This window comes from Aliiroseovarius crassostreae (assembly GCF_001307765.1).
Taxonomy (GTDB): Bacteria; Pseudomonadota; Alphaproteobacteria; order Rhodobacterales; family Rhodobacteraceae; genus Aliiroseovarius; species Aliiroseovarius crassostreae.
The window spans coordinates 353,169-365,737 of the sequence record NZ_LKBA01000019.1 but is presented as its reverse complement, the minus strand read 5'-3'; the positions used below and the strand labels follow the sequence as shown (position 1 = coordinate 365,737).

Annotated in this window: 12 protein-coding genes and 1 tRNA gene; 8 read left to right on the top strand and 5 right to left on the bottom strand. The window is 56.4% G+C overall.

All coding sequences use genetic code 11. The annotated features are described in order from the left end of the window. The first annotated feature begins 137 nt into the window (after positions 1-137). Positions 138-431, top strand: coding sequence for a hypothetical protein (locus AKJ29_RS14510; RefSeq protein ID WP_055192012.1), 294 nt, complete (start codon positions 138-140; stop codon positions 429-431). Between the two features lie 255 nt (positions 432-686). Here the strand turns inward: AKJ29_RS14510 and AKJ29_RS19735 are convergent, their stop codons facing one another. Then, on the bottom strand, positions 687-824 hold the full coding sequence (locus AKJ29_RS19735) for a hypothetical protein (protein ID WP_161805445.1): 138 nt from the start codon (positions 822-824) through the stop codon (positions 687-689). Positions 825-1,000: 176 nt separating this feature from the next. On the opposite strand from AKJ29_RS19735, the gene AKJ29_RS19455 reads away from it, so the two are divergent. The 5 genes from AKJ29_RS19455 (at position 1,001) to AKJ29_RS14490 (ending at position 5,861) form a co-directional block, all read left to right on the top strand. Further along, positions 1,001-1,312: a hypothetical protein gene (locus AKJ29_RS19455; RefSeq protein ID WP_139231417.1), complete on the top strand. Its 312-nt coding sequence runs from the start codon at positions 1,001-1,003 to the stop codon at positions 1,310-1,312. A gap of 261 nt (positions 1,313-1,573) precedes the next feature. Continuing rightward, positions 1,574-2,731 carry a CaiB/BaiF CoA transferase family protein gene (locus AKJ29_RS14505; RefSeq protein WP_055192010.1) on the top strand — a complete coding sequence of 386 codons (1,158 nt, stop codon included), beginning with the start codon at positions 1,574-1,576 and terminating at the stop codon, positions 2,729-2,731. 308 nt (positions 2,732-3,039) lie between these two features. Further along, positions 3,040-5,124: an ASKHA domain-containing protein gene (locus AKJ29_RS14500; protein ID WP_055192008.1), complete on the top strand. Its 2,085-nt coding sequence runs from the start codon at positions 3,040-3,042 to the stop codon at positions 5,122-5,124. A 91-nt stretch (positions 5,125-5,215) separates the two neighbouring features. Further along, positions 5,216-5,289: transfer RNA gene (locus AKJ29_RS14495), tRNA-Gly, on the top strand. Between the two features lie 68 nt (positions 5,290-5,357). Beyond that, on the top strand, positions 5,358-5,861 hold the full coding sequence (locus AKJ29_RS14490) for an acyl-CoA thioesterase (RefSeq protein WP_055192006.1): 504 nt from the start codon (positions 5,358-5,360) through the stop codon (positions 5,859-5,861). A gap of 102 nt (positions 5,862-5,963) precedes the next feature. Here AKJ29_RS14490 and AKJ29_RS14485 read toward each other — a convergent pair whose 3' ends face one another. The 3 genes from AKJ29_RS14485 to dusA form a co-directional block, all read right to left on the bottom strand. Continuing rightward, on the bottom strand, positions 5,964-6,593 hold the full coding sequence (locus tag AKJ29_RS14485) for a hypothetical protein (protein WP_314732209.1): 630 nt from the start codon (positions 6,591-6,593) through the stop codon (positions 5,964-5,966). Between the two features lie 203 nt (positions 6,594-6,796). Next, positions 6,797-7,615: a sulfite exporter TauE/SafE family protein gene (locus tag AKJ29_RS14480; protein WP_055192004.1), complete on the bottom strand. Its 819-nt coding sequence runs from the start codon at positions 7,613-7,615 to the stop codon at positions 6,797-6,799. Between the two features lie 133 nt (positions 7,616-7,748). Continuing rightward, complete coding sequence (gene dusA / locus AKJ29_RS14475) at positions 7,749-8,768, bottom strand: tRNA dihydrouridine(20/20a) synthase DusA (protein WP_055192002.1); 1,020 nt, start codon at positions 8,766-8,768, stop codon at positions 7,749-7,751. A gap of 275 nt (positions 8,769-9,043) precedes the next feature. Here dusA and AKJ29_RS14470 point away from each other — a divergent pair, with 275 nt between their 5' ends. Next, positions 9,044-10,189 carry a site-specific integrase gene (locus AKJ29_RS14470; protein ID WP_055192000.1) on the top strand — a complete coding sequence of 382 codons (1,146 nt, stop codon included), beginning with the start codon at positions 9,044-9,046 and terminating at the stop codon, positions 10,187-10,189. Positions 10,190-10,445: 256 nt separating this feature from the next. Beyond that, positions 10,446-10,745 carry a hypothetical protein gene (locus AKJ29_RS14465; protein ID WP_235477580.1) on the top strand — a complete coding sequence of 100 codons (300 nt, stop codon included), beginning with the start codon at positions 10,446-10,448 and terminating at the stop codon, positions 10,743-10,745. Between the two features lie 98 nt (positions 10,746-10,843). Here AKJ29_RS14465 and AKJ29_RS14460 read toward each other — a convergent pair whose 3' ends face one another. Next, positions 10,844-12,538 carry a DUF262 domain-containing protein gene (locus AKJ29_RS14460; protein WP_074963737.1) on the bottom strand — a complete coding sequence of 565 codons (1,695 nt, stop codon included), beginning with the start codon at positions 12,536-12,538 and terminating at the stop codon, positions 10,844-10,846. Positions 12,539-12,569 lie beyond the last annotated feature (31 nt).

Below are 12,569 nucleotides of genomic sequence, written 5' to 3'. Positions count from 1 at the left end.
CCTGCCGCAGCCAGCGCGGCGCATATCAGCTAAAACATCTGGAAAGGGTCCGCCTGTGCGGGCCCTTCTCTTTTATTCATTTCCGGGCCGCCCTCTTCGATGTTGCTTCCCCATTTTGCGCCCCGAGGGACAACGGGATGACGACACACTCAATCATTGCAATATCTCACCAAAGCGGTAAGATTTCCTCGGTGGCACCTTGTGAGGCCGCAGGGTTCTGGTCCTTTCAGCTTGGTCCAGCCTGCCGCGAACTGACATCACAAGGCGTGATCACCTGCATAAAAGAGGCAAAGAACATGACCATCAAATCCGCAGCCGCACTTCTTCTTGTTGTTGCAACCCTGGCCGCTTGCGCATCGCAGCCGGAGCCGGAACCGGCCCCGATCATGCCGGAAGTGACCTATGACAAAATGGGCAACCCGGTCAGCTGATCACGGCGCCCTTTTACATACGAATTTAAGAGGCCCGCCTGTTCAGGCTGGGCCTCTTTTTCTGTGGGAACGTTTACGAACGCTCGCCCGCAAGAACCCCTTCCACATCAATCAGTTACAACGGAAATGAGGCAACAATTTATCAGGCCCGTATCAGATCCGCACCACTTCATCATGGCCTTTTCACGTTGAAACATCACCGTATAGGCCCCTGATGCCCGTTTACTTCGGCCGTGCTGTAAAATATCTCCAACATCAGGCCATGGGGTTCGATGCCTTCATATGGAAAATCCCCGGCTCATCTCCTCCCCGGCCCTCCCCGGCCAGACGCTGGTCCAGCCTTGCCTGCCACAGGGCGGCGGCATAAAGCGTTTCGAGATTAACTTGAGACACATTTATTCCGAAACGCCCACGACATTGATATCTCTTGCCGCGTTTCGGTTTTGCCCTGTGTCAGGTTGAAACCGAAACGCTTTAGCCTGTTGCGACTTCACAGGGGCACAACTCACATCACGAATTGCGATAGTCTGTGACTGGACAGGTTGGGCTATGGGGGCGACGCTAGCATCATGCGACACGTCTTTTCACCCTTCGCTTTCATGGCCCTGCTGCTCTTGCCCACTTTCCCGGCCCAGGCGGAGAGCTGCGTGACCAACGCGACGCAACAGGATCATTTCTTTGCTGTCACGCCAAAAGGCGGCGTGCGCCTTACGGGCTGGCTTGGCCCCGCAGAGCAGCTCTGCAGCCCGCATCAGGACAGGGGCATACTCAGCGTCTTTGAAAGCGAAACAGTGTTTGGAGGCTGTTCGCGGCTGCAAAGTGACACCCTTCTGGCTTATGCGGAATTTGACCGTTGTTGCTGGGCGTCTCACGATCGTTGAGGTCGCCTTGCAACGCACGCATGACGGGCATACCCTTTCCTTACGTCATCCCGCCAGAAACTTGATTTCCCTCAAGGTCAACAGGTTGCGCGAGCGCTAAAGCGTTTCGACTTATTATTGAGACACAACAATGAGGCGAAACGCTCGAAACCTACTGATGTTGCGGGCGTTTCGAAATCAACGTGTGTCTCAAGTTAATCTCGAAACGCTTTAACTGTCCGCCAAACCCGAGAACAGCCCGAGAACAGAAGGACTTTTTTCATGTCTCATTCCCCAAAGGGGCCGCTGGATGGCATCACCATTGTGGACCTCACCCATGTACTGGCTGGCCCCTATTGCTCGATGATCCTGTCCGATCTCGGCGCGAAGGTGATCAAGGTTGAAATGCCTGGGATCGGGGATGACACCCGCCATTTCCCGCCGTTCCGCGATGGGCATTCCGCCTATTTCGCCACCATCAACCGTGACAAGCAATCCATTGCGCTCAACCTCAAACAGGATGACGACCGTGCGATCTTTGACAAGATCCTGACCCGCGCTGACGTGGTGATGGAAAACTATCGCCCCGGCGTGATGGAGCGGCTGGGCTATGGCTGGGAGGATCTGCACGCGCGGTTTCCCCGAATCATCTATGGGGCGGTCTCGGGCTTTGGGCATACCGGCCCCGATGCGCTGAAACCGGCCTATGACATGGTGGTTCAGGCGCGGGGCGGTGTGATGTCGATCACCGGCGAAAAGAACCGCGAACCGGTGCGGGTGGGCGCGTCTGTGGGGGATATCGTTGCGGGCATGTTTCTGGGGCATGGGCTTCTGGCTGCACTTTACCACCGCGAACGCACGGGCGAAGGGCAGAAAGTGGACGTGGCCATGCTCGACAGCCAGCTGGCAATCCTCGAACATGCGGTTGCGATTTCCAACGAAACCGGTGTGGCGCCGGGACCATCGGGGGCACGTCACCCCTCCATCGCACCGTTTGAGACATTCCATGCCGAAGACGGATTGTTCGTGATCGCCTGCGGCAATGATGCCCTGTTCCAGCGGCTTTGCACCGAGCTGGGCAAACCGAAACTGGCTAAGCGGGACGAGTTCAGGTCCAATCTCGACCGTTGCCAGAACGTGATGCAGCTCCGGCGCCGGATCGAGCTGATCACGCTGGATCACCCGGTCTCCTACTGGCTGGAGAAACTCACCGCAGCCGGGATCCCCTGTGCCCCCATTCAGAACGTGGCGCAGGTGATGCAGGACCCGCAGATCCTGGCCCGCAACATGGTGCTGGACCTGCCCGCCCCCGATGGCGGCACGTTCAAGGCGGCGGGCAATCCGATCAAGATGAGCGCAATGGCAGATCACAATGATCACGCCGCCGCCCCCTTGCTGGACGAGCACCGGCAGGACATTCTGAACTGGCTGGAGGCGTAAGGGGCGCTGCCCCTCGGCCTTCGGCCTCACCCCGGGATATTTGTGGCAAGAGGAAGGGCGCGCGGGGGCCCTATTTGATGTAGCCTGAGGCACCCTGATTGGGGGCGAGATTTGCGCGCCCCTGATCAACCCCGCCTCCCCCCGGTTTGCCGCCCGGTTGATATCCGTCGCAACAGAGTGGAAAAATGGCGCAATTTCACGGCTTTTGCCGCTGTTGGGCCATTTATGCCGCCTTTCGCCATTGCGGCGGCCTGTGGCCTGTTTAGATTGGTTCCAGATAACTGACTACAACAGGACAAACGCGCGACATGTCTCAGGAAAATACCTCTGCGAACACCAGTCCGACCTCGGGCAACGAGAAAGATCCGCTGGTCATTTTCACCCCCTCCGGCCGACGGGGGCATTTTCCCGTTGGCACCCCGGTTCTGACAGCGGCACGGCAGCTTGGGGTGGATCTCGATTCGGTTTGTGGCGGGCGCGGCGTCTGTTCGAAATGCCAGATCACTCCGAGCTATGGCGAGTTCCCCAAACATGGGGTGACCGTCAGCGAGACCGCCCTGTCCGACTGGAACAAGGTCGAGGAGCGTTATGACAATCTGCGCGGCCTGCCCAAAGGGCGGCGCCTGGGATGTCAGGCCAAGGTACAAGGCGATGTGGTGATCGATGTGCCGCCGGAAAGCCAGGTTCACAAACAGGTTGTGCGCAAGCGTGCCGAGCTGCGCGACATCACGCTGAACCCGACCATTCACCTGACCTATGTCGAGGTGGAAGAGCCGGATATGCACAAGCCTTCCGGTGATCTGGAGCGGCTTTTGACCGCCCTGAAATCCGCCACCGGGCATGCAGCACTTGAGATCGACACCCATTTGCTGCGCCCTCTGCAACCCCTTCTGCGCAAGGGCGAATGGAAGGTGACCGCCGCCATTCACCGCCCGCATTCGGGGGGCACCCCCCGTGTGGTCGCCCTGTGGCCCGGCTATTTCGAGGGGCCTGTTTTTGGCCTTGCCGTGGACCTTGGCTCCACCACCATCGCAGGCCATCTGTGCAACCTGTCGACGGGCGAAGTGGTGGCCTCCTCCGGCCTGATGAACCCGCAGATCCGGTTTGGTGAAGATCTGATGAGCCGGGTGTCTTACGCAATGATGAATGCCGGTGGTGATCTGGAAATGACAGAAGCGGTGCGCGCCGGGCTGAACGACCTTGTGGATGACATCGCCAGGGAAGCGGAGATCGAGAAAACGCAGATCCTTGATGCGGTTTTCGTGATGAACCCGGTCATGCACCACCTGTTTTTGGGCATCGACCCGTTTGAACTGGGGCAAGCGCCCTTTGCGCTCGCGACCTCGGACGCGCTGGAACTGACTGCGGCGGATCTGGGCCTGACCATCGCACCGGGCACACGCGCCTATATTCTGCCCTGTATTGCGGGCCATGTGGGGGCGGATGCCGCCGGTGTCGCCCTGTCAGAGGCCCCGAACAAGTCCGAAGACCTGGTGCTGATTGTCGATGTGGGCACCAATGCCGAGATCCTGTTGGGGGATAAAAATGGCGTCCTGGCCTGCTCCTCCCCCACTGGTCCCGCCTTTGAGGGGGCGCAGATCTCCTCGGGGCAACGCGCAGCACCGGGCGCCATCGAACGGGTCGAAATCGACCCGGTCACCAAGGAACCGCGCTTTCGCGTGATTGGGTCTGAGCTGTGGTCGGATGAGGACGGGTTTGACGCCGCCATTGCCACCACCGGCATCACCGGCATCTGCGGATCCGGCATTATCGAGGTGATTGCCGAGATGCGCATCGCCGGGCTGGTGGATGCGGGCGGGCTGATCGGCTCTGCAGAACAGACCGGCACACCCCGTTGCTTCCTTGATGGGCGCACCAATTCCTATCGCCTGTGGGACGGGAACGAGGACCACAAACCGATCACCGTGACCAATGGCGACATTCGCGCCATTCAGATGGCCAAAGCGGCGCTTTACTCCGGGGCACGACTGCTGATGGACAAACGCGGCGTGGAAAACGTGGACCGCGTGGTACTGGCCGGTGCCTTTGGCGCGCATATTTCGGCCAAACACGCGATGGTTCTGGGCATGATCCCGGATGCGCCTTTGGACCGCGTGACGTCAGCGGGCAATGCGGCCGGCACTGGTGCGCGAATTGCGCTTCTCAATCGCGATGCTCGGGGCGAGATCGAGGCCCTCGTGCGGCAGATCGAAAAGATCGAAACCGCCGTCGAGCCGCGTTTCCAGGAGCATTTCGTCAATGCGTCCGCGATGCCGAACTCGTCGGATCCCTTCCCGACCCTGCGCTCGGTGGTTGAGCTGCCCGAACCCAGCTTCAACACCGGCGGCGGGGATGGCGAAGGTGGTGGCCGGCGTCGGCGCCGCCGGGGATAACCGCGTAAGCAGATCCAGATAAAAAATCACGCGGGCGTCAGGGTTTCCTCCTTGACGTCCGCTTTGCGTTCGCATACCTCAGTCCGCGAGCGCGGGTATGGTGAAATGGTATCATGCGAGCTTCCCAAGCTTAAGGTGCGGGTTCGATTCCCGCTACCCGCTCCAATCCCCCCGCACATTGATGACGCGTGCTCACGCACGGTGCATATTGATATTATTGAGGATTTTCTGCCGTGTCCCAACCCACTCTCCAGTCCGACCCCTTCGCCCATATCCCGCTGGTGACCCCTTTGAATGCCGCGCAGATGCAATCCGTGGGCGTGCCGGAGGGCTGGCATTACGGGCTTGCAGACCGGGTGCGGTTTCACGAGCTGGACGCGCTCAACCACGTCAATAACGTGGCCTATTTCCGTTGGTTTGAATCGATCCGCATTCCGTTTTTCGCCCATTACCATGTTTCGACCTATTCCGATGGCGACCCGCAGGTGGTGCTGGCCACGAACTATGCGCGCTATTTCAAACCGATGCATCTGGGCGACAATTACGTGATCACCGCACGCTGCAAATCTTTCCGCAACACCTCTTTCGTGATGGAGTACGGCGTGTTTGTAGAGGGCAGTTTGATGTGCGGATCGGAAAGCGTGATTGTGACATTGGAACAGGACGGCGTGACCAAACGCGCCCTTCGCCCGGAAACGGTCGCGGGGTTCCTGCGCGATGGGGCCATTCAGAGCTGAGCCGCTTCAAAATCTTTAACCTTTCGGATTGCGCAGCTTTAAAAGATTAAACTTTGCCTTCTGGAACCTGAAAAAACTTTAATGTTTTCTCTCCCCCGCCCGTCAAGGCAGGGTCAGCCAATCAGCGATGCCGCCGGGAAATTCGGGGCGAAAATAGGCGATCATCCGCCCTTCTTGTGGGGCCTTGGCGCCCTCTTGCCAGGGGGCAACCCCATGCAGGGTAAAGCGGTGTAAAAGATAGCTTTCCCCCACCCCGGCCTGAACCTCAATTTTCCGGCAGGTTTCAAAAACCCTGGCCCGCGCGTCCCGGTAGATTTCTGTGATGTCGTGGCGGCGCATCCGGTCGGGGGGCACCCCTTGAAACGCGGCTTCAAACGCGGCCCGCATGATCAGATGGGATCCTTCCCAGACAACCAGCGAGCTCGCCCCTGCCCCGCAATTATTTAGTGGAATTCCAATCACATAAGCATGTGCTTCGTCGACACAGCGTTGGCCGCCTGCCAGCTCTGCCTTGACCCCGTCGATATGTGCCGAGGCGCGGTTGCGCCGGAACCGATGCGCGGCCTCCGTCTCCCCCTCATCGCGTTTTGGATAGCCGGGATAGGTGATGGAGACCTGCCCGCGATCCAGCGGATACCAGCCATGTTCCGCGGTGACAAAGGCCCGCAATGCCCCCTGCAACGGCCCCCCATCCGCAAGCCGCCCCTCTCCATCATTGGGCAAGGCATTCACCCCGACAAACCATGTTTTTCCGCAACGAAGCCAATGGCTTATCTGGTGTGGATCTTCACACGCCCTGCGTGCAAAGGGCTGGGCCGAGCGGACCCACGCCTGCACGGCCCTATCGTGAGGAAAGCGCAGCCAGCCGCGCTTGTGATATTGCTCTCTCATGGTCGCAATCATGGACGCAGTCATAGTCCCTGTCACAGCTCCAGTCACAGGCCCAGAGCTTTTCTCAGCATGTTCAGAGCCACCAGAATGAGGAAGATCCCAAACAGTTTCTTGAGCGGCTTCGGGTTCATTGAATGGGCGAACTTCACGCCGTATGGTGTTGTAATCATTGTCATAACAATCACCAGAAGGAAGGTCGGAATATTCACTGCACCCAAGGTCAGGGGCGGTGCGATCGCCACCGGCACAAACAGAAAGCCGATCACCGAGGGAAGTGCGATGATCAATCCGAACCCGGCCGCCGTGGCGACCGCCCGGTGAATGGGAAACCCGTGCAGCGTCATGACCGGCACCCCAAAACTCCCCCCCCCGATCCCCATGAGAACAGAGAGGAACCCCAGCAACGGGGACAGAACGGCCCGCCGGCCCGCTTTCGGCATCTCATCCGAAAGACGCCAGTCCGCACGCCCGAAACTCAGATAACTTCCTACGATCAAAGCTAAAATTGCAAAAATCATCTGCAGGATACTGGAGCGGAGTTCCGCTGCGGCCAGCACCCCGATCACCGCCCCGATGACAATGCCCGGCGCCCAGCTTTTCAACACATCCCAATCCACCGCCCCTTTCTTGTGATGGGACAGAACCGAACGGAGCGAGGTCACAACAATGGTCGCAAGCGATGTGGCAAGGCACAGCTGCATCAGCTGGTCAGATGCGTATCCCATTGTAAAGAAAGCGTAATAAAAGGCGGGCACCAAAACGATACCACCGCCGACCCCCAGCAGTCCCGCCAACACGCCTGCCCCGGCCCCGATGATCAGCAACAGCAGCGCCATCTGGATCAGCAGGTAAGTGTCAGGCATGGAAGGATCCTATTTCTTGGAAAGCGGTTCGGAGTTGTGCCGGATCATGACAAAAAGTCGAAACACCCGGAAGATGTCAGTTTTCTGGGCGTTTCCGACGGATGACATGCTCCCTCATTCACTCGGAAATGCTTTAGGTTTCAGTCACATAGGACAGGGCCTTTTGCACCACGTCAATCCCGACCCCGGATTTATGTGCTTCTTCAGACAAGCTGCGCCGCCACATACGTGCACCGGGGCGCCCGCTGAACAGCCCCAACATATGGCGGGTAATCGCGTTCAGCCGCAGGCCCTGCGCCAGTTGGCGTTCGATATAGGGATACATCTCCTCAACCACCTGATGCCCGGATTTCGGTTTTACATCAGTATGATAGATATCTCTGTCGGCGGTCAAGAGCACCTCCCCCGGGCTGTGATACGCCGCGCGGCCAATCATCACCCCATCCATCCGTGTCAGGTGGTCCTGTGCCTCTTCCAGCGTGGTGATCCCGCCATTGATCGAAAGATGCAGATGCGGAAATTGTTGCTTCATCCGATGGACCAGCGGATAGTCCAGTGGCGGAATATCTCTGTTTTCCTTGGGGCTGAGCCCCTTCAGCCAGGCCTTGCGCGCGTGGATCGTAATCCGCGTCACCCCGGTGGCCGAGATCTTTTCCAGGAAATCCGGCAGCACCTCTTCAGCGGTCTGATCATCCACCCCAATTCGGCATTTCACCGTGATATCAATACCTTGCGACGCATCCAACATGGCCGAAACGCAATCAGCAACCAAAGGCGCATTGCGCATCAGAACCGCACCAAACGTTCCCGATTGCACCCGGTCGGACGGACAACCCACATTCAGGTTCACCTCGTCATAGCCGCGCTCAACGCAAAGCGTTGTCGCGGCGGCAAGTTCTTTTGGATCAGATCCGCCCAGCTGCAAGGCAACCGGATGTTCGGTGTCATCATGATCCAGCAGGTGCAGCGCCCCCCCTCGCACCAGCGCCGGGGATGTCACCATCTCGGTATACAGCAGAACCTCGCGGCTCATCAGGCGATGAAAATAACGACAATGACGATCGGTCCAATCCATCATCGGTGCAATGGATAGGCGTGCAGCACGCCGCACGTCGGAAAACCCTGATTTTTCTTGGTTTTTCAAATCCACCATCTTCAACGTTTTCCCCAATTTGGCCTGTTTTGACCTCGTTTTCTGATGCGGTTCTACAGGATGTAGCACCGCAGACGCCGTGTAGCACTTTTTCTCATCTAAGTTCCAGCGCCCCAAAACAATCAACACGAGCACACTGCCCCACAACTTCAGTTCGCCTCCATTTGGCTCGATCGCCCCCGGTTGGAATTTCAAACCCCCAAAAAATCGCTTCTGAAAAAACCAATCGAACGCATGTCCCGGGCAACGAAAACCCGTGACTGAAAGGAACTCCCATGGGAACTATCAATGAACGTATCAAAGCCAATGGCAAGCCAAGCTACACCGCCCAAATCCGAAAAAAGCACAAAGGCAAAGTCATCCTCAACTTGGTAGAGACGTTCGCCTCCGAGCGAGCGGCTGAAAAATGGTTGAAGCAACAAGAGAAGGCGTTGAAAAGACCGGGAGGTTTGGAGCGAGCAGTAAATGCGAAGGCGCGCAAATGCGTTGCCGATTGCATCCACGATTACATCGAAGCTTCCCCCGAAGGATTTGGAAAATCGAAATCTCAAATGCTGAGCTACTTTCAGAGACTGGATTTCGGAGGCTTCGCAATCGAAGATCTTTCCGCGCAGGATTTTGTGAAGCTTGCGATGGAACTCCTGTCAGGGATCCAAGCCCGCCCGGCAGATACACAGAAGGATTCGCCCTCACACTACACACTCCGCCCTCGCAAGCCTCAAACTGTAAACGGATACATGGTGACCTTGGGCACGCTCATCCGCTATGGCGGGCCAATCTGCGGTGTCACCATGCCACGCGCGGAGTTCGATGAGGCGATGCGCACGTTACACCACCAGAGAATAGTCTCGAAATCAGCACAGCGAAACCGTAGGCCAACTCTTGATGAGATCGACATGTTGATGGCACATTTTTTCAGAGGCTACTGCGAAAATCCTCGCATGTTGCCTATGCACAAAATCATGGCAGCTGCCATCTTCGAAGTTCATCGGCAGGGTGCATTACTCAAGCAAACTTGGGCCGACTTTGACCGAGAAAGTGAAGAGATCACCATCCGCGACATGAAGCATCCAAGGCAAACGAAAGGGAACGATATGACCCTCTCCATTCGAGAGGAAGCTCGCGCAATCATCATGTCCATGCCACGAAACAATGACAGAATTTTTCCCTATAATTCTGATGTTGTAAGTCGCCGCTTCACTGACGCTTGTAAGCTTCTTGGTATCGAAGACTTACACTTTCACGACCTACGACATGAAGGGATTTCTCGGCTTTTCGAGATGGGGCTGACAATCCCCCAGGTAGCGCAAATCTCAGGCCACCAATCCTGGCAATGCTTAAAGCGATATACACAAATCAAACAGCTGGGCGACAAGTATGAAGGCTGGAAGTGGTGGGATGTAGTAAGGGCTCCACTTTAACAGCAAAGCACGTTCTCCAGCTCACGAAGGAGTTTGGGCCCCGCATGCTCGGGCCCTGCCCCAACAACCCACCCAAGATCAACTCCAACACTACTTTTTTGTTGACCCTTGCGGCGAAAATCACTTTGAAAATCATGTAGCTTACATCTGATAACATACTGAGATATAGGAACACTATTGCATTAACGGGTGCGTGAAATCACATCACCTACGCGTTCAACACAACCATCACTTACAGGTTCACATGCCAAACTACGTGCTTGACGAAGACCAGCCAGTATCTGGATCCACGACCCAAATTTTTGACTGCAAAATCTGTTTGCTGCTGGTCGGCCCAGATGAACCAGGAAAAATTGCTGCTCACATCATTCAATACGAAAACCTTGAATTGGATGATGCTGTCATGGTGCTTCCCCATGTCTCCGGGCGAACGGCTGGTGACGTTGTCTCACGCCTGGGGGATGACGGTAATAAGTTCAAAAACAAGATGTCGGATGAAATGCTGGCTGTCCGAAATCAATTCTTGCGGGACATCGAAGGCAAATTCGACGCCTGAGGCAAGTGGTCTCAATTGTCGAAAATGCCCCAAACCACTGCTTTCGCTTGAACTTGAGATCGCAGTGGTTTGAGTTTCTGATCGACTTCAATGAAATTTCACGCAGGCTGGAGTGATGGCACCACATCATGCAAACCGACGATTTCACCGTTGCAAAGTTTCAGCATGATCCCCTCGATCGCCTTCGCTCGTGCATCCAGGAACTCAGTAAAGTCTCCTGACGACAATTCCTCCACCGGTATCGCGTGCGACCGCAGACGCCGACTGACCTCTTCTTCTCCAATCCCAATCTCATCGGCGCGCTCCGAGATATAAACAGATGGGGGCTTTGCCCCAATTGTTCGGTTTGTTCGCCAACTAATTAGCGCACAGTTTAGGGCACAGAAGATATCGCGCTTTTCGAAATCTGTTTCCAGCAAAGCCTTGGGAAACACGTGATGAAACTCACGCATGTCAAAATTTTCTTTTCCGAATGGCGCTTCGTCAGCGAAATCATAACCGCCAACGCGAAGGGATGCTGTCAGTATTGCCCGCCCCAGCCGGTCCTTGGTTTTTGGCCAGCCTCCAGTCCTGAGCTCCCCTGCAGTCGGCAGCGCAGTGCGTGCTCGGTCTAATAGTTCGGGTAGAGGACCATCCTCGTCCCGGTAGGCCACAAGCTGCCTATAATCGAGTGCGGCGCGTGTCGCGCTTGTTTTTTGGTAGCGCTCAGAAAAAGCCCCAGTCCAAAGCGCTTTTCGCGCCAATCGGCGTGCCGCCCCTTCTGCATCTTTTCCTTCAGCAGCAGTCGCCCAAAAAGCCGCCAGAACTGAGAGGATCGGATCCGAAGGCAGCAGCTTTGCGTTAAAAATCTTCTCTTCTGCAAGGAAGCCGATGGCTCGCGTCAAGCCGCGTTCAACACTTGTCCAGTTTTGCGCCAGCGAAGCTCCAAAATCCTTTGACAAGTATGTTGCGCGATTGGGCGGCCGCCCCATCAGAACGGCTCCCACCTGCATCGCAATTTCACCAGGTTCTCCAAAGCTGGAAATGTCAGGGACAGCGGCTTTCAACGCCTCGACCTTCTCGTGGAGAGAGGCATCCATCTCAGCCTCAACTTGAGCGACCACGATGTCAAATGCAGACAGGGCCGTATTTTGGGTGTTCATCTTTATGAAAACGTCGAGTGCTGCATCCCGCGACGTTCCTAAAGGGAGCGAAAGGAATGGCAGGGAAAATTTCGCAATTCTCCCGCGAAGCTCGTTGGCGAACTCGTTGATCTCACTGTAATCGTCCATGTCGCCGTTGGCAGCTTCCTTGCTCCAAGCCTTCAAACGGTCACGACCTGATTCATCCGGGGCAAGCATTTCCACTGGAATACGTCGCCTCTTCCAGGTTTCAACAGGACTATTGCACCAGCGAGGATACTTTTGACCCTTATTGTCATATCTTCGAATTGCATCTATTTCCGGTTCGTCCTGGTCTTCAATATTCACCATGTAGGTGAAATCCGGATAGAGGCCATTAAGGCTGCGCCAGAGAGCGGTTACACGCTGTTGTCCATCCAAAAGATGATATCCTGGGCGTCCTTGGGGCTCAGGCGCGCCGGATATTGGTCGCGCATGAAACGGCGGTTCTTCTCCGACTTCAAGGGTCAACAACGCCCCAACCGGAAGTGCTGGCTTTCGCAGGATGTTTTCCAGGATGCCTTGAACCTGCCACCATCCCCAGGCCTCATACCTTTGAAATCTTGGGAGAACGACGTGACCATCGCGGATCCATGCGAACCAATCTTCAATTGTGCGGTTTCGAGCTTCCATTTGTTTTCCTAATAGATTTAACCAGCCTCAT